Below are 18,912 nucleotides of genomic sequence, written 5' to 3' on the forward strand. Positions count from 1 at the left end.
TAAGCACTTTTTTTAAAATAACCCAATTAATTCACCGTGGCCACATTTTGGTTTTTCATTTTCAGATCCCCTTTGTACACCTCGGCCACTGATTTTCTCGATAGTGTAGAAACCTCATTGTTGATCACAATCTCGTGCGTCACTTTCTTCAGATTGGTTTCCACTTCCAGGAAATAAACCCCGTCAGGAAACTCTTCAAGGCTATACGTTTTCATAATCCCTCCTTTGCCGGTGGCTATTTCAGAGTAGATTACATTATGAGATTTATCGTAGATTGTTACATTGGCTTTCTGAATCTCATTCACCGAAAAACTAATTTCTTTACCGGTTCCTTTTTTTACGTTAAGTAAAAAATCACCGTCGATTGCATAGCTACTCATCGTAGTCATCGCTACCAATACCACCAGACTAAGTTTTAAAATCGTTTTCATAATACTGTCGTTTTAAATTAGTAATAATTTCTATTGCTAAAGTAGTATCATAATTCTGTTTAAAACACAACTGCATTTTCCGATACAAATGCTATTTTAACATTACGAAAACGATATATTACATATTAAGACAATTTAGTATCTATCTAGGGTAATTTTGAATAGTTTTTAAAATTGCTATTTTTATAAAATCCACTAAAAACCTAAAACTTTTATAAAACAAAAAACCCCGTTTCTTTCGAAACAGGGTTTTGTAAAAAAAGGCAGCGACATACTCTCCCACATAACTGCAGTACCATCTGCGCAGGCGGGCTTAACTACTCTGTTCGGGATGGGAAGAGGTGAGCCCCGCCGCAATAACCACCTTAAGTCGTTAGTTGCTTTGGACAACTTTTTTAATTAATAATTAGCTTCGCTCCGTTCGGCTTTCGCCTCGGGTAATCATTAACCATTAATAATTAAAACTAATATCTTAACATACTGAGATAAAGAATATAAAAAGTATTAGAAAGTTTCTCCCCCCGACTTGCATCGGGGGAAAAGGTGTACATAAGCTTACGGGTTATTAGTACTACTCGACTATGACATTACTGCCTTTACATCTATAGCCTATCAACGTGGTCATCTCCCACGACCCTTAAAAGAAATCTCATCTTGTGGTGGGTTTCGCGCTTATATGCTTTCAGCGCTTATCCCTTCCCAACGTAGCTACTCTGCGGTGCCCCTGGCGGGACAACAGATACACTAGAGGTTAGTCCAATTCGGTCCTCTCGTACTAGAATCAGATCCACTCAAATTTCTTGCGCCCACAGTAGATAGAGACCGAACTGTCTCACGACGTTCTGAACCCAGCTCGCGTGCCACTTTAATGGGCGAACAGCCCAACCCTTGGGACCTTCTCCAGCCCCAGGATGTGACGAGCCGACATCGAGGTGCCAAACCCCCCCGTCGATATGAGCTCTTGGGGGAGATCAGCCTGTTATCCCCGGCGTACCTTTTATCCTTTGAGCGATGGCCCTTCCATGCGGAACCACCGGATCACTATGCTCTACTTTCGTACCTGATCGACCTGTATGTCTCTCAGTCAAGCTCCCTTATGCCATTGCACTCTACGCACGGTTACCAAGCGTACTGAGGGAACCTTTAGAAGCCTCCGTTACTCTTTTGGAGGCGACCACCCCAGTCAAACTACCCACCAAGCAATGTCCCCCGAATTTCGGGGTTAGGCCTCAGATAAACAAAGGGTTGTATTTCAACAATGACTCCACAACGCCTGGCGACGCCACTTCACAGTCTCCAACCTATCCTACACATCATTTATCCAAGGTCAATACTAAGCTATAGTAAAGGTGCACAGGGTCTTTTCGTCCCACTGCGGGTAAACGGCATCTTCACCGTTACTACAATTTCACCGAGCTCATGGCTGAGACAGTGTCCAGATCGTTACACCATTCGTGCAGGTCGGAACTTACCCGACAAGGAATTTCGCTACCTTAGGACCGTTATAGTTACGGCCGCCGTTTACTGGGGCTTCAATTCAATGCTTCTCCGAAGATAACATCTCCTCTTAACCTTCCAGCACCGGGCAGGTGTCAGGCCCTATACTTCATCTTACGATTTTGCAGAGCCCTGTGTTTTTGATAAACAGTCGCCTGGACCTCTTCACTGCGGCCTCTGATTACTCAGAGGCGACCCTTCTCCCGAAGTTACGGGTCTATTTTGCCTAATTCCTTAGCCATGAATCTCTCGAGCACCTTAGGATTCTCTCCTCGACTACCTGTGTCGGTTTGCGGTACGGGTACTAATTACCTGAAGTTTAGAGGTTTTTCTTGGAAGCCCTTAGGCGCACTATCTCTTTGTCCGAAGACTCCGAGTACTATCGTATTTCCCCAAGCCGCGTGGATTTGCCTGCGCAGCTTATAGGTAGGTACTTCAACGAACTATTCCGTCAGTTCGCGGCGCTTTCATCACTCCGTCACCCCATCACAGTAATCAGTAGTACGGGAATATTAACCCGTTGTCCATCGACTGTCCCTTTCGGGTTCGCCTTAGGTCCCGACTAACCCACAGCTGATTAGCATAGCTGTGGAAACCTTAGTCTTTCGGTGTGCGGGTTTCTCGCCCGCATTATCGTTACTTATGCCTACATTTTCTTTTCTAACCAGTCCAGCATACCTTACGATACACCTTCAACCCTGTTAGAATGCTCCCCTACCACTTAGAGTAAACTCTAAATCCATAGCTTCGGTAATATGTTTATGCCCGATTATTATCCATGCTCGTCCGCTCGACTAGTGAGCTGTTACGCACTCTTTAAATGAATGGCTGCTTCCAAGCCAACATCCTAGCTGTCTGGGCAGACAAACCTCGTTCTTTCAACTTAACATATATTTGGGGACCTTAGCTGATGGTCTGGGTTCTTTCCCTCTCGGACTTGGACCTTAGCACCCAAGCCCTCACTGCACGGAAACATTATATAGCATTCGGAGTTTGTCAGGAATTGGTAGGCGGTGAAGCCCCCGCATCCAATCAGTAGCTCTACCTCTATATAACTTTGCGCCGTGCGCTGCACCTAAATGCATTTCGGGGAGTACGAGCTATTTCCGAGTTTGATTGGCCTTTCACCCCTACCCACAGGTCATCCGAAGACTTTTCAACGTCAACCGGTTCGGACCTCCACACTGTGTTACCAGCGCTTCATCCTGCCCATGGGTAGATCACACGGTTTCGCGTCTAACACTACTGACTAAAGCGCCCTATTCAGACTCGCTTTCGCTACGGATCCGTGGCTTAACCACTTATCCTTGCCAGCAACGTTAACTCGTAGGCTCATTATGCAAAAGGCACGCCGTCACCCCACGAAAGGGCTCCGACCGCTTGTAAGCGTATGGTTTCAGGATCTATTTCACTCCGTTATTCACGGTTCTTTTCACCTTTCCCTCACGGTACTGGTTCACTATCGGTCTCTCAGGAGTATTTAGCCTTAGCGGATGGTCCCGCCAAATTCAGACAGGGTTTCACGTGCCCCGCCCTACTCAGGATACCACTATCAATATCTTCTATTACTTATACAGGGCTATCACCTTCTTTGGCTCTACTTTCCAGTAGATTCTAATTCTATCCGCATTAAATCTCGTGGTCCTACAACCCCAACATTGCCGTAACAACATTGGTTTGGGCTAATCCGCGTTCGCTCGCCACTACTTACGGAATCACTTTTGTTTTCTTCTCCTCCGCCTACTTAGATGTTTCAGTTCAGCGGGTTTGCCCACCTATCGGTGTACTATGTCTTCAACATAGTGGGTTGCCCCATTCAGGTATTTACGGATCATATCGTGTGTGCCAATCCCCGTAACTTTTCGCAGCTTATCACGCCTTTCATCGCCTCTGAGAGCCAAGGCATCCCCCATACGCCCTTATTTTGCTTATTGTACCAATCGTAAAATCAATTACGACCGTTTTTTTTCGCTTTCTCTAATAAATTAGAAAAAACTGCTTTCTACTTTTTATTATTTCTTATCTCAATATGTCAATGAACTTTTATCCTTTCGGATCTGTGGAGAATAACGGAGTCGAACCGTTGACCTCCTGCGTGCAAGGCAGGCGCTCTAGCCAGCTGAGCTAATCCCCCAATTTTTTGAGTTATTAGTTGTTAGTAATTAGTTATTAGTCTAACTCTTAACTTCTCAACTCTAGAATTTCCTTTTTTAAAGGTGAAAATAGTTGTCTCGGACAGACTCGAACTGTCGACCCCTACATTATCAGTGTAGTACTCTAACCAGCTGAGCTACGAGACACTCTTCATTCTTATTTTTGCGCTTTTTTTAATTTTACGCATGTTTTTTTTAAATTAACAGCAAGAGTAATATAATCTTTGTTTTTGTAACCAATAGTTCTTTTCGTCTTCTTTCCTCAGCGTGTATTACTACTAACACTAAGGCTCTAGAAAGGAGGTGTTCCAGCCGCACCTTCCGGTACGGCTACCTTGTTACGACTTAGCCCTAGTTACCAGTTTTACCCTAGGCAGCTCCTTGCGGTCACCGACTTCAGGCACCCCCAGCTTCCATGGCTTGACGGGCGGTGTGTACAAGGCCCGGGAACGTATTCACCGGATCATGGCTGATATCCGATTACTAGCGATTCCAGCTTCACGGAGTCGAGTTGCAGACTCCGATCCGAACTGTGACCGGTTTTGTAGATTCGCTCCTGGTCACCCAGTGGCTGCTCTCTGTACCGGCCATTGTAGCACGTGTGTAGCCCAAGGCGTAAGGGCCGTGATGATTTGACGTCATCCCCACCTTCCTCACAGTTTGCACTGGCAGTCTCGTTAGAGTTCCCGACATGACTCGCTGGCAACTAACAACAGGGGTTGCGCTCGTTATAGGACTTAACCTGACACCTCACGGCACGAGCTGACGACAACCATGCAGCACCTTGTAAATTGTCTTGCGAAAAGTCTGTTTCCAAACCGGTCAATCTACATTTAAGCCTTGGTAAGGTTCCTCGCGTATCATCGAATTAAACCACATGCTCCACCGCTTGTGCGGGCCCCCGTCAATTCCTTTGAGTTTCATTCTTGCGAACGTACTCCCCAGGTGGGATACTTATCACTTTCGCTTAGCCACTGAGATCGCTCCCAACAGCTAGTATCCATCGTTTACGGCGTGGACTACCAGGGTATCTAATCCTGTTCGCTACCCACGCTTTCGTCCATCAGCGTCAATCCATTAGTAGTAACCTGCCTTCGCAATTGGTATTCCATGTAATCTCTAAGCATTTCACCGCTACACTACATATTCTAGTTACTTCCTAATAATTCCAGTCTGGCAGTATCAATGGCCGTTCCACCGTTGAGCGATGGGCTTTCACCACTGACTTACCAAACCGCCTACGGACCCTTTAAACCCAATGATTCCGGATAACGCTTGGATCCTCCGTATTACCGCGGCTGCTGGCACGGAGTTAGCCGATCCTTATTCTTACGATACCGTCAAGCTCCTTCACGAAGGAGTGTTTCTTCTCGTACAAAAGCAGTTTACAATCCATAGGACCGTCATCCTGCACGCGGCATGGCTGGATCAGGCTTGCGCCCATTGTCCAATATTCCTCACTGCTGCCTCCCGTAGGAGTCTGGTCCGTGTCTCAGTACCAGTGTGGGGGATCTCCCTCTCAGGACCCCTACCCATCGTAGCCTTGGTAAGCCGTTACCTTACCAACTAGCTAATGGGACGCATGCTCATCTTTTACCGTTGTGACTTTAATGTGAAAATGATGCCATTCTCACATACTATGAGGTATTAATCCAAATTTCTCTGGGCTATCCCTCTGTAAAAGGTAGATTGCATACGCGTTACGCACCCGTGCGCCGGTCTCTAATTCCGAAGAACTATACCCCTCGACTTGCATGTGTTAAGCCTGCCGCTAGCGTTCATCCTGAGCCAGGATCAAACTCTTCATCGTATATTGCTTGCTTAATTGCTTAAGCTATTAATGTTTGACTGAAGTTCTAGTGGTTCTTTATTCAAATCTTCCGATTCTATTACTCTTATTCTTTTGTTCTGATTTTCATCAGAACGGCTGTCAATTCAATATGTCTAGGAACGTGTTCTTCTTGTTTTTTGTGCGCCAGTCTCTCGATTAGCGGGTGCAAAAGTACAAAGCTTTTTCTTCTCTCACAAGCTTTTTTAAATCTTTTTTAAAAATAAATTTTCAATCTCAATTCGTTTGCTTGCCAGTATGTAAAAGAACTTGTGCGTTGTTGCGGGTGCAAAAGTAGCTAGTTTATTCGTTTAAACAATGGCTTTTTGCAATTATTTTGCGTTTATTTTTTAACAGACTGATAACTTGAAATTTACATCAAGAGCTTTTTGAAGGATTTAGGAGTTTATCGAAGTTCAGCTTGGTTATTGGGCTTTATTTTGATTTTTAACCCTTGTGAGTTTCGCACGAAATGCCGTAAACAATGCTTTATTTTCTCGTAGAGACACTGAAAAGCAAACTTTAGAACCACTTCCTTTACGCTTTGACACCTTCGGGGCGGTACATCTAAGAGCATAATCCCAATCTTGACGGGATTGAGAGCATTTTGAGAATGATTTCCTCCTCTAATATTCTTCCTTATATATAAGGCGTAATTTTTTCAATTTGCATCTTATGAAAACTGATGCCCTAGCCCAGATGGAAGCGGCATCCTGTTGTCCCGGGGTTCGGGACAACAGATATAGTGTACAGCTGGAAATAGCTCCTGATCATTCGGATTCCTCTTTTACAACAACACCTATTTGGATTTTATACTTATATATAGAACAAACCTTATATATCTATTGTATGTGTTTTGCTAATACTTTATATTTGCAATCTTAAAATATAAAAAACAATGATTAAGATTACTTTGCCCGACGGGTCAGTTAGAGAGTTTGCTCCAGGAGTAACTCCGATGGATGTTGCAAAAAGCATTAGTGAAGGATTTGCCAGAAATGTAATTTCGGCATCTTTTAATGGTACAACTATTGAAACATCTACACCACTGACAACCGACGGCAGTCTTACATTATATACTTGGAATGATGCTGATGGTAAAAAGGCTTTTTGGCATTCGACTTCACACGTAATGGCTCAAGTTCTTGAAGAAATGTACCCTGGAGTTAAATTAACTCTAGGACCTGCTATTTCTAATGGTTTTTACTATGACGTTGACTTTGAAGATCAAAAGATCACTGAAGCTGATTTTAAGAAAATTGAAGACCGTGTACTTGAAATTTCGAGAGAAAAACACGAATTTAAAATGCGCCCTGTTACTAAAGCCGAAGCTTTGGAGATGTACAAAGACAATGTTTACAAAACAGAACTAATTTCTAATCTTGAAGACGGAACTATCACTTTTTGTGATCATTCAACTTTTACTGATTTATGCCGTGGTGGACATATTCCAAATACAGGAATCATCAAAGCAATGAAAGTAATGAGTGTTGCTGGAGCTTACTGGAGAGGTGATGAAAAAAACAAGCAATTAACTCGTGTTTATGGGACTTCATTCCCGAAACAGAAAGATTTAACTGAATACCTAGAATTACTTGAAGAAGCGAAACGTCGTGACCACAGAAAACTAGGAAAAGAATTGGAATTGTTTGCTTTTTCTCAAAAAGTAGGCCAAGGTTTGCCATTATGGCTACCTAAAGGAGCTGCATTGAGAGACAGATTGGAACAGTTTTTGAAGAAAGCACAGAAAAAAGCAGGTTACGAGCAAGTTGTAACTCCACATATTGGTCAAAAAGAGTTATATGTAACTTCTGGACATTATGCCAAATATGGAGCAGACAGCTTCCAACCAATCAACACTCCTGCTGAGGGAGAGGAGTTTTTATTGAAACCGATGAACTGCCCTCATCACTGTGAGATCTACAATGTAAGACCTTGGTCATACAAAGATCTACCAAAGCGTTATGCTGAATTTGGAACAGTTTATAGATATGAGCAAAGTGGTGAATTACACGGTTTAACTCGTGTACGTGGGTTTACTCAGGATGATGCTCACATATTTTGTACTCCAGAGCAATTGGACGAGGAGTTTAAAAAAGTAATTGACTTAGTACTTTATGTATTTGGTTCATTAGGCTTCGAAAACTTTACTGCTCAGATTTCATTGAGAGATAAAGAGAACAGAGATAAATACATAGGTTCTGATGAGAATTGGGAAAAAGCAGAAAATGCAATCATCAATGCGGCAGCAGACAAAGGACTGAATACCGTTGTTGAATACGGAGAGGCTGCTTTCTACGGTCCAAAACTGGATTTCATGGTAAAGGATGCTTTAGGCAGACAATGGCAATTAGGAACAATTCAAGTAGATTACAATTTACCTGAACGTTTTGAATTGACTTACAAAGGATCTGATAATGAATTACATAGACCTGTAATGATTCACAGAGCACCTTTTGGATCAATGGAACGTTTTATTGCTATTTTATTAGAACACACGGCAGGAAATTTCCCACTTTGGTTAATGCCTGAGCAGGCAATTATACTGTCTTTGAGTGAGAAATATGAAAATTATGCTAAAAAAGTTTTAAATCTGCTAGAAAATCACGAAATTCGCGCCCTAATTGATAACAGAAGCGAGACGATAGGAAAGAAAATTAGAGATGCAGAAATGCAGAAAATCCCGTTTATGCTGATTGTTGGTGAGGAAGAAGAGAAAAATGGAACCATTTCTATTCGTCGCCATGGTCAAGAAGGAAAAGGTAATATCAGCGTTACAATAGAAGAATTTGCTTCGATTGTTGACGAGGAAATCAAAAAAACATTAAAAGTATTTACAGTTTAACTTAAATTATAAAGTCATAGCAATAAGAAGCAACAGAGGTTACCAACCTCGCGTAGAAAAAAAGGATGCACACAGAATAAATAATTTTATTCGCGGTGTACAAGAAGTAAGACTTGTGGGTGAAAACATAGAGCCTGGAGTTTTTAAACTTGCAGAAGCTTTAAGATTAGCTGACCAATTTGAATTGGATTTAGTTGAGATTTCTCCAAACGCAGAGCCACCGGTTTGTAAAATCATGGATTACAAGAAATTTGTTTACGAACAAAAGAAACGTGATAAGGCTCTAAAAGCGAAATCTACTCAAGTAGTAGTAAAAGAAATACGTTTTGGTCCTCAAACTGATGAGCATGATTACGAATTTAAGAGAAAGAACGCTGAAAAATTCTTAAAAGAAGGAGCGAAATTAAAAGCTTTTGTATTCTTTAAAGGGCGTTCAATTATCTATAAAGACCAAGGGCAAATCTTATTATTGAGATTGGCTACTGACTTAGAAGAATTCGGAAAAGTTGAAGCAATGCCCGTCCTTGAAGGAAAGAGAATGATTATGTTTATTGCTCCTAAAAAGAAGAAGTAATCAGTTTGCAGAAAGCAGATAAAAAATAGTATTCAGTTTTCATTGTTCAGTTTTTAAACCTGAAGTCTGAAACTTTAAACAAAAGATTAAGTAAGTAATAATAAATTAAAACACTAGGAAAAAATGCCTAAAATGAAAACCAAATCTAGCGCCAAGAAACGTTTCAAAGTTACTGGTTCTGGAAAGATTAAAAGAAAGCATGCTTTCAAAAGTCACATCTTGACTAAAAAATCTAAAAAACGTAAATTAGCTTTGACTCACTCAGCGCTAGTTCACTCTACAGATATGAAAAGCATCAAACAACAATTAAGAATTATCTAATAAAAGTATTAAGTCTTGAGAATTAAGTATTAAGACAAAAACTTATAGATTTCTTTAGGTTAAAAACAATTTCAATAACCTTGGAGTATGGCCATAAGTTCCTTTGATTAAATTCAGGACGCCTGCTACAAAAAAACAATAAAATTATGCCAAGATCGGTAAATTCAGTTGCTAAAAGAGCAAGAAGAAAAAAAATAATGAAGCAAGCCAAAGGTTTCTTTGGTAGACGTAAAAACGTTTGGACAGTTGCAAAGAACGCGGTAGAAAAAGCAATGTGCTATGCATACCGTGACAGAAAAGTGAATAAAAGAAATTTCCGTTCATTATGGATTCAACGTATTAACGCTGGAGCTAGATTGGAAGGAATGTCTTATTCTCAATTCATGGGTAAAGTAAAATCTAACGGAATCGAATTGAACCGTAAAGTTCTTGCTGATTTAGCGATGAATCACCCTGAAGCTTTCAAAGCAGTACTTAATAAAGTAAAATAAACGTTATATAAACTCAATTTAGAATTACTTACTTATAAAAAAACCCAATCGGAAGATTGGGTTTTTTGTTTTTATTGTACTCAACAAATTACAGAACTAATAATGGAGCTATAAAACCAAAACCTAAAAGACCAGTTGTATAATCTTTGACCCCGAAAGCATTTTCAGCATAGTTTGTATATTCATATCTTCTAGCCGTATAGGCCACATAAAATTTTATATTGAAATCTTTGAAAGGCATATACTGTATAGTTGGGATAAGACCGTAACTGGTAGATAGTTTTGAACTACCATTTGGATCTGGATTGTCTTTCCATGAATGATTACTATTCATCACTGTTAAAAGTAAATTAATCTTAGGTGCCACCAAATATTCTGCTCTTACCCAGTTTTCTACATAAAGAGCATTTTGTGCTGCGTATTGATATTGACTGCTAATTATACTTGAGACAATTCCTTTGCGATCTAGCCCTTCATCACTGTATTGAAAATCATAATACAAAACGAAATTTTTTGCTTTAAATTTATTCCCAAGCGCAAAATAGTTCATATGGGCTCCTTGTGCTTCGTTGAAGAAACTATAGCTATAAGTGGTTTCAAATTTACCATCAAAAAAACTCCCTCTCCAGTTAGCAACCATTGCCAATGGATACTCAGAAGGATTTATGCTTGGTGGAGCCGTACTACCATATTGTTCTTCATAGGTTTTAGTTCTAGAATTTAATACTTGAAAAGAAATTGAGTTTTTACCATCGGCAAAATCATGAGATAGACCTGCACCTACCAAAAAGTTATCGGCGTTTTCAATAATATCATTATAGGTTAATATGTCAATAGGATTAAAATCAAATTCAAAACCTCCCCAATCGGCACATAATTTTCCAAAAGAAAGCTTTGTGCTTTTAGATAAATCAATTCTCAAAAAAGCAAGATCGACTGATCGACTTATATTATCCAAATTTCCGGGAATAGGTTCTCTAGTATATCTGTTACGGAATCTAAAATATACTTTATCATGAATTTTTCCTTTCATTTCAAAACGGAGCTGGTTCACATTAAATTCTGACAGTGTATGACTGCCATCCATAAAATTACTATTGTAAGCCATCCGTGAATTAAAAATCACATCAACATCTCTTAATAAAGATTGCTTCGTAATTGGTATCAAAGATTTTAGTGAATCTGGTATAAAAAAATCTCCCTCATTAGTTTGTTTTTCCGTCTGCTCTACTTGAGCAAAAGAAATAATTGGCAAAAGTCCAATCATTAAATAAATAAAATATTTTTTCATAATTATTAAATTTTATAATTTATAATAAAAACGATCCCAACAAGAATCCAACTGCGATCGCAACACCAATGGCAATCACACCTGGCACATTAAAACTGTGATTGATGACATAATTACCTATTTTAGTACTTCCAGTTCTATCGAAATTTATAGCTGCCAATAATGTTGGATATCCAGGTAAAACAAAATCACTGTTTACAGCTGGAAATATAGCTATCAATGCCGATGAAGGAAGTCCTAAAGCAATTCCCAACGGCATCATTGTTTTAGTAGTAGCCGCTTGACTAAACATCAAAACCCCCATAATAAAAACTGCAATAGCAAAAGTCCAAGGATATGCATTAACAATACCTCCTAAGGCTTCTTGTATTATATCATTATTGGCATGCATAAAAGTAGAACTCATCCAGACAACGCCAAACACGGACACTACAGCTGAAGCCATAGAGGTAAATAAAGAGGCTTTAGTAACATCTGAAGTACTTGTTTTAGTGATTAACATCATGGCCGCAGAAGCAGTAAGTGTTATTACGCTAATTATTGTAACCATAGATAAAGAACCATTAGCAGCAACTGCAAGAGTTTTGGCTCCAGGTTCAAAACTAGGTACTAAATTTGGGAACGCACCAGCAATTACAATGAGAATTATTGCAAATGTGAATATTAAAACCGAAGTTTTAGCTCCAGGTTTTAAACTTTTTACTTCACCTTCAACATCTGCTTGCATACTTTTTGCAAATTCAGGATCTTTCATTTTTTCAATAAAAACAGGATCATCATTCAATTCGATTCCCTTTTTAAAAACTGAAAAGCAACCAAGTAACAAACCTATGATACATGCTGGAATACAAATCATCATAATATCCACCAAAGCGCCAGGATAACCCAATATAACCACCAAAGCCGCTGTTGCCGCACTCATAGGACTTCCCGTAAGAGCCAAATGGGAAGCAATAACCGAAATACTCAATGGTCGTTCAGGTCGAATTCTTTTCTTAGCCGACACTTCAGAAATAATAGGCAATAAGGAATACACTATATGAGCAGTTCCTGCAAACAGACATAAAAAGTAAACCGTAAAAGGCGCTATAAATGTGATATTTGATGGGTTGCTTCGAATAATTTTTTCAGCCAAATTCACTAGATAATCTAATCCTCCCGATGCCTGTAAGGTTGCAGCCGTTGTTACAATTGCCATAATAATTAACATCACATCTAGCGGCGGATCTGTAGGTTTCATTTTGAAAACAAAAAGAAAAACGAATAGTCCTACCATGCCCATTACACCTAATCCAATTCCTTTCATTTGTGACCCTATAAGAATCATTCCGATAAGAACAGCAAATTCAATCCAAATCATATAGTTGTATTTAAGGTTATTACTATTATTCTATTTGAAACAAAAAAAGTGAATCTTATAAAAATTCACTTTTCAGCTAATCAATAATCAAAGAAAAACTGTTGTATCTTTTCTCTATCCGATGTAGTTGTCAAAGCTAGCATCAATAAAACTCTAGATTTTTGAGGATTTAAATCATCAGAAACCACAAAGCCAAGTTCTTTATCTTTCACTTCATTGTCTAAAGTAATTCTGCCGGAACCTGCTCTTGCAGAACGGCAAACCAAAATTCCTTTTTTGGCAGCATCTGCCAATGCTTTTCCTACTGGCTCTCCGAAATTACCATTTCCCATTCCTGCATAAACTATCCCTTTTACGCCTGAATTTGCTATTCCTGTTACTGACACGGGGCTAGCATCTGCATATCCATAAACAATTTCAACTTGAGGTAAAGAAGTCAAGCTTGTGACATCAAACTTTTTGGAAGGATTTCTTAATGATTGATAGTAGTAATTTACTTTACCATCATAAATTAATCCAATTGGACCAAAATTACGGGATTGAAAAGTTTCCAGATTCGTAGTACTGGTTTTAGTCACGTCTCTGGCATCATAAATTTTTTCATCCATAGCAACAATCACACCTTTTCCCTGGCTTTTTGGGCTAGCCGCAACCATTACTGCATCCAATAAATTTCGGTTACCATCTTGACTCATGGCTGTTGATGGTCGCATTGCTCCAACTAGAACAACTGGCTTATCCGACATAACAGTTAAATCCAAAAAATAGGCAGTTTCTTCTTGAGTATCCGTACCATGTGTAACCACTACCGCCTCGGCCTCATTGTTTTTGAAAATTTCATTTATTCTTTTTGATAATTTCAACCAAGTTACTACATTCATATCTTGGCTGCCAATTTGGGCAATTTGCTCTCCAGTTATTTTTCCATAATCATGGATTTGAGGTACTGCATTTAGCAAATCGTCAATAGGTACTTTTCCAGCTGTATAAGCCGCTTTAGTTGCTGATTCTCCGGAACCGGCGATGGTTCCGCCTGTTGCCAAAATAATTATTCTTGGCGAGGTTTTTGGTGCTTTATTTTGTGCTTGCACCGGTAAAACAAAAACTGAGATCATAAATAGTAAAACAATCTTTTTCATAATTTATCAAGTTATAGTTAATTTATTTTCGGTTTATATAATCTATAAGACTTCAAAGCATTATTTCTGCCCCGTCATGGTTGCTGGATCCAAAAGCTTTTTGATTTGATCCTCCGTTAATAATTTCTTTTCACGGATAAGTTCCAGTATTCCTTTATTTGTAGAAAGTGCCTCTTTTGCCAATTCTGTGGTTTTTTCGTAACCTAAAACAGGATTTAGTGCCGTAACTATACCTACACTCCTGTCAATATAATGTTTCAGGACTTCTTCATTGGCAGTAATACCATCAATACAATTTTTCCTAAATAAAGGCAATGTTTTATAAAAAAGAGCTTGAGATTCCATAATAGAAATGGCCACTACAGGTTCGTAGGCATTCAATTGAAGAAGTCCATTTGAGGAAGCCAATGTAACTGTCACATCATTTCCAATCACTTTGTAGCAAATCTGATTCATTAATTCTGGCATCACAGGATTTACTTTACCCGGCATAATAGACGATCCTGGTTGTAAGGCCGGCAGGTTGATTTCAAATAACCCTGTTCGTGGTCCCATAGCAAGAATAATTAAATCACTACTAATTTTTGAAATTGCCACGGATAAACTTTTCAAGGCTGATGAATACATCACAAATCCTTGCATACTAGAAGTGGCTGCAATCAAATCTGGACTTAATTTCATAGGCTTTCCTGTAATTTTTGCTAAATGTGTAGCGCATTTTTCTGCATAACCAGGGGTAGCCGTAATCCCTGTACCAATAGCGGTAGCTCCCATGTTTTCTTCATACAAATAAGCTTCACTTTTACGTAAGCCTTCAATTTCTGCATCAAGTTGGTAACCAAAAGCATGGAACTCCTGTCCTAAAGTCATTGGAACAGCATCCTGACCCTCGGTACGACCCATTTTTAGTATTTTATTAAATTCATCCCCTTTTTTATGAAAAGCATCCGAAAGTAACTTTACCTCTTTCATCAATTTATCATTGTGTAATAGCAATGCGACATGAATGGTCGTCGGATAGACGTCATTTGTAGATTGTCCCATGTTCAAGTCGTCATGAGGCTCTATAAATTTATACTCCCCTTTTTTATGACCGCTTAATTCAAGGGCAATATTCGCAAGTACTTCATTGGCATTCATATTGGCAGATGTTCCCGCTCCCCCTTGGTAAAGATCTACCAAAAACTGATCGTGGTACTTGCCGTCAATTACTGCTTGGCAAGCTTTTTCAATAGCGTCAAGTCTATCTTTTTTCATGCGACCAACATCTGCATTAGCTCTGGCAGCGGCTAATTTAACCATTGCATATGCCCTTACATAATCTGGATAAAAGCTTGTCTTTACACCACTTACCTGAAAATTCTCTAATGCTCTGGCCGTTTGCACACCATAATAAGCATCTGCAGGAATTTGTTTTTCACCTAGTAAATCTTTTTCAGTTCTAAACTGAGCAAACATCGAATAGCTTAGCAGAACTAGAGATACTATCATCAAAATTTTTAATTTATTTTTCATTAGTCTAATACTATAGTTAAAATAAAATCATGAGGTAATAAACCTAGGATTAATTAAATTCTCTATTGAATAGATTTCATCCCATTTATCTTGAGTAATAAGTTTGCGTTCCACAACTGCAATTTGATGTACGCTTTTTCCAGTTTTTAATGCTTCTCCTGCAATACTGGCACTTTCTTCGTATCCTAAAATTGGATTCAACTGAGTTACAATTCCAATACTATTCATTACCATATTGTAGCAATGTTGCTCATTTGCAGTAATACCAGTAATACATTTATCAATTAATGTTTGAATTGCATTTGACATATAATCTAATGAGGTAAACATTGCAAAAGCAATTACCGGCTCCATAACATTTAATTGTAATTGTCCAGCTTCAGCCGCCATAGTCACGGTTAAATCTTGCCCTATAACATAAAAACAGGTTTGATTCACAACTTCTGGAATTACAGGATTTACCTTTCCAGGCATAATTGATGAGCCAGGCTGACGAGGAGGCAGGTTAATTTCATTAAATCCTGTTCTTGGTCCTGAACTTAACAAACGTAAATCATTACATATTTTTGAAATTTTGACCGCTGTTCTTTTCATTGTACCCATTATTTGAACATAAGCCCCAGTATCCACAGTTGCTTCGATCAAATCTGGCGACAATGTCAATGGAATTCCAACCTCTTTAGCCAAATAATTGACACAAATTTCTGGATAACCTTCCGGAGCATTTACTTTAGTTCCAATGGCTGTTGCCCCCATGTTAATATCTAACACTAAACTTTGAGCCTCTCTTAACCTTAAAACATCTTCACCTATTGTAGTTGCATAGGAGTGGAATTCCTGTCCCAATGTCATTGGTACTGCATCCTGCAGTTGAGTTCTTCCCATTTTTAAAACTTTCTTGAACTCGCTACCTTTTGCTGCAAAAGCTTTTTCAAGATTTTCTACTGTTTTTATAAAATGATCCATCTTTAAATACAGTGCAATTCTAAAAGCAGAAGGATATGCGTCGTTTGTAGATTGAGAACAATTCACATGATTATTTGGATGCAAGAAATTATATTCTCCTTTTTTATGTCCCAAATACTCCAAACCAATGTTAGCAATAACCTCATTGGCATTCATATTTACGGATGTCCCAGCTCCTCCTTGTATTAAATCACTAACAAATTCCTTATCAAATTTTCCCGCAATTACTTGATCGCTTCCATAACAAATGGCCTCAGCAATTTTAGCATCCAAAGCACCACAATCTTTGTTAGCCATTGCAGCAGCTTTTTTCACATAGCCCAAAGCCTTAATGAACAATGGTTCTCTCGAAATTGGAATACCTGTTATATTAAAATTCTCGACTGCTCTAAATGTTTGAATCCCATAATATAGATGATTTGGAATTTCTAATTCACCTAAAAAATCATGTTCTCTTCTTGTTGCTTCCATAATAACATTAATTTATTAAATTTAATTTTTTTTATTTTATAATAAAAGTAATATAAATTTATATTTTTTATAAAGATTAATACTAATATTTGTTTTTAATAAAGAAATAAAAAAACATTTGAAAAAAAATAACGCTTTACATTTGATTCTATTTAAAATCCATATTTTTTGAGTTCAATATAAAATCAATTCATCATGGAAACCAAAATTGGTCCCCAAGCCGTTAACAGTATGTTCCCCAATGCATAAGGAATTGTATAACCTAAAACTGGAAATTTACTTGCCGAAGCATCTTGGATAGCCTTAAGTCCAATGGTTGAAGTTCCAGCACCCGTTTGAGCACCCAACAGAATTATTGGGTTCATTTTTAAAACATATTTTCCGAAAAATAGCCCAATTATGTGTGGCACGATTGACACAAAAAAACCAGCGATAACAATGCTAAAACCCATTTCTTGAAGTCCAGAAATAAAACTAGGCCCTGCTGCCATCCCTACCAATCCAATAAATGTTGCCAATCCAACATTGTCAAAAATCCACAAAGCAGGTTCTGGAATACTGCCAAATATTGGTGTTTGTGAATGCAACCAGCCAAAAACCAATCCCATTACCAATGCTCCACCACTGGCTGTCAGCGTAATTGAAATGCCAAAAACAGTTATTGAAAGCAATCCAAAAAGTCCGCCTAAAACAATTCCCAATCCTAAAAAAACAATATCAGTTGCAGTACTTAGTCTATCTAAATATCCAATTTCTTTGGCGGCCTTTTCCATTAGAACCATTTTGCCCGTAAGCTTCAAAACATCGCCTTTTTGTAAAACAGTATTTAAGTTAAAAGGAATCTCCTGATACTCTCTAGTAATCTTATCCAACATCAATCCATTCCCGAAACGATTACGTAACTCTTTAATTGTTTTTCCAGAAATTTCTTTATTTGTGATTGTTATATCCATGTGCGCCAATGGGAATTTCAACAATTCTTCATCTAAAACTTCTGGACCTATATTGGAGAGACTGTTCAAAATAATCCCATGTTGAGCCATTATTACCAATATATCATCTTTTTGAATAATTGTTTTGGGAGTAGGTTCTATTAATTCTTGATTGTGTCTCATTCGTTGAATGATTAACCTTAAATCTTTATTTTGCTCTTCAAATTCGGATATGGTAAGTCCGACCCATTTTTCATTGGTTATTTGATAAGCTCTTATGATCCATCTTTGATAGGCAGATTGTATACCTGGTTCATGTTCCGTTTCGCCAGTTAATTTTTGGCTGAGTTTTTCGCTCTCTTCAACTAAATTGATTCCTAATAACTTTGGAGCAATTGTTGTCAAAAAGAAAACAAAAGAAGTTGCCCCAATAAGATAGGTAAGTGAATAAGCAACAGGTATATGGTTAATTAATTTTATTTTCTCTACTTCAGAAATAGAAAGTTGATGTATCGCCTCAGAGGCAGTACCTATAAGTGTAGATTCTGAAAATGCTCCCGCCAAAAGTCCGGCAGCAGTACCTGTATCGTAACCTAAAATTTTGGAACTCCCGAAAGCAATTAGCAAACAGCTAACACAAATAACAATTGTAAGCATCAATTGAGGGAATGCATTTTTCTTTAAACCTTGAAAAAATTGTGGTCCTACTTTATAACCGGTGGCAAAAAGAAAAAAATCAAAGAAAATAGTTTTGACAATTGGGGGGATTTCGATGTTCAATTGGCCAATAAAGAACCCCTGTGAACAAAGTTCCCAAAACTACCCCAATTTTAAAAGTACCAATTTTTATATGCCCTAAAGCAAAACCTAGAGATAGTGTCAAAAAAACGGCTAACTCAGGATGATCCCGTAAAATATGTGCAAAACTTTCCATTAACTTCAGATTTAAAATCCATTAACAAAATACACTCTACTTTAAAAACAGGGGCAAGCTTTTAAATTAACAATAAAGTTAATACATAAATAAGTATAACAAAGAATATCACACTTTTTTTCATCAATTTATATTGAATATAATTAATATTAGCAATTATATTC

12 protein-coding genes, 2 tRNA genes and 3 rRNA genes are annotated in these 18,912 nt (G+C 38.4%); 5 read left to right on the forward strand and 12 right to left on the reverse strand.

The features are described 5' to 3' along the window. Positions 1–26: 26 nt before the first annotated feature. The 6 genes from HQN62_RS15830 to HQN62_RS15855 form a co-directional block, all read right to left on the reverse strand. On the reverse strand, positions 27–431 hold the full coding sequence (locus tag HQN62_RS15830) for a T9SS type A sorting domain-containing protein (RefSeq protein ID WP_173502900.1): 405 nt from the start codon (positions 429–431) through the stop codon (positions 27–29). A 258-nt stretch (positions 432–689) separates the two neighbouring features. After that, positions 690–799 (reverse strand): 5S ribosomal RNA (gene rrf, locus HQN62_RS15835). Positions 800–976: 177 nt separating this feature from the next. Further along, positions 977–3,862: ribosomal RNA gene (locus tag HQN62_RS15840) — 23S ribosomal RNA — on the reverse strand. A 126-nt stretch (positions 3,863–3,988) separates the two neighbouring features. Further along, a tRNA-Ala gene (locus tag HQN62_RS15845) sits at positions 3,989–4,062 on the reverse strand. Between the two features lie 92 nt (positions 4,063–4,154). Beyond that, positions 4,155–4,228 (reverse strand) — tRNA-Ile (locus HQN62_RS15850). Between the two features lie 149 nt (positions 4,229–4,377). Then, positions 4,378–5,891: ribosomal RNA gene (locus tag HQN62_RS15855) — 16S ribosomal RNA — on the reverse strand. Together the 16S, 23S and 5S rRNA genes with 2 tRNA genes alongside form the textbook arrangement of a ribosomal RNA operon. 693 nt (positions 5,892–6,584) lie before the next feature. Here HQN62_RS15855 and HQN62_RS15860 point away from each other — a divergent pair. The 5 genes from HQN62_RS15860 (at position 6,585) to rplT (ending at position 10,140) form a co-directional block, all read left to right on the forward strand. After that, positions 6,585–6,794, forward strand: coding sequence for a hypothetical protein (locus tag HQN62_RS15860; RefSeq protein WP_133243388.1), 210 nt, complete (start codon positions 6,585–6,587; stop codon positions 6,792–6,794). Between the two features lie 13 nt (positions 6,795–6,807). Beyond that, positions 6,808–8,754: a threonine--tRNA ligase gene (gene thrS, locus HQN62_RS15865; protein WP_116797511.1), complete on the forward strand. Its 1,947-nt coding sequence runs from the start codon at positions 6,808–6,810 to the stop codon at positions 8,752–8,754. 76 nt (positions 8,755–8,830) lie between these two features. Continuing rightward, positions 8,831–9,328 carry a translation initiation factor IF-3 gene (gene infC, locus HQN62_RS15870; RefSeq protein WP_217341293.1) on the forward strand — a complete coding sequence of 166 codons (498 nt, stop codon included), beginning with the start codon at positions 8,831–8,833 and terminating at the stop codon, positions 9,326–9,328. Positions 9,329–9,451: 123 nt separating this feature from the next. Next, a complete protein-coding gene (gene rpmI / locus HQN62_RS15875; RefSeq protein ID WP_007810722.1) occupies positions 9,452–9,649 on the forward strand; it encodes a 50S ribosomal protein L35 in 198 nt (65 codons plus the stop codon). A 146-nt stretch (positions 9,650–9,795) separates the two neighbouring features. Beyond that, positions 9,796–10,140 carry a 50S ribosomal protein L20 gene (rplT, locus tag HQN62_RS15880; protein ID WP_077371129.1) on the forward strand — a complete coding sequence of 115 codons (345 nt, stop codon included), beginning with the start codon at positions 9,796–9,798 and terminating at the stop codon, positions 10,138–10,140. Between the two features lie 88 nt (positions 10,141–10,228). Here the strand turns inward: rplT and HQN62_RS15885 are convergent, their stop codons facing one another. From HQN62_RS15885 to HQN62_RS15910, 6 genes are all read right to left on the reverse strand, one after another. Next, the gene (locus HQN62_RS15885; protein WP_173505101.1) at positions 10,229–11,431 is read right to left on the reverse strand and encodes a porin; all 1,203 of its coding nucleotides are present in this window, start codon (positions 11,429–11,431) and stop codon (positions 10,229–10,231) included. Between the two features lie 19 nt (positions 11,432–11,450). Continuing rightward, positions 11,451–12,791, reverse strand: coding sequence for an anaerobic C4-dicarboxylate transporter family protein (locus tag HQN62_RS15890; protein WP_173505102.1), 1,341 nt, complete (start codon positions 12,789–12,791; stop codon positions 11,451–11,453). An 80-nt stretch (positions 12,792–12,871) separates the two neighbouring features. After that, positions 12,872–13,930, reverse strand: a complete 1,059-nt coding sequence (locus HQN62_RS15895; RefSeq protein WP_173505103.1) for a type II asparaginase — start codon at positions 13,928–13,930, stop codon at positions 12,872–12,874. 60 nt (positions 13,931–13,990) lie between these two features. After that, positions 13,991–15,421 (reverse strand): aspartate ammonia-lyase, encoded by a 1,431-nt coding sequence (locus HQN62_RS15900; RefSeq protein WP_243412110.1) that lies wholly within the window; start codon positions 15,419–15,421, stop codon positions 13,991–13,993. Positions 15,422–15,472: 51 nt separating this feature from the next. Continuing rightward, positions 15,473–16,882, reverse strand: coding sequence for an aspartate ammonia-lyase (aspA, locus tag HQN62_RS15905; protein ID WP_116797506.1), 1,410 nt, complete (start codon positions 16,880–16,882; stop codon positions 15,473–15,475). A 185-nt stretch (positions 16,883–17,067) separates the two neighbouring features. Then, positions 17,068–18,594: an aspartate-alanine antiporter-like transporter gene (locus HQN62_RS15910; protein ID WP_173505104.1), complete on the reverse strand. Its 1,527-nt coding sequence runs from the start codon at positions 18,592–18,594 to the stop codon at positions 17,068–17,070. Positions 18,595–18,912 lie beyond the last annotated feature (318 nt).

The sequence above is a fragment of the Flavobacterium sp. M31R6 genome (assembly GCF_013284035.1).
In the GTDB taxonomy this organism is placed as follows: domain Bacteria; phylum Bacteroidota; class Bacteroidia; order Flavobacteriales; family Flavobacteriaceae; genus Flavobacterium.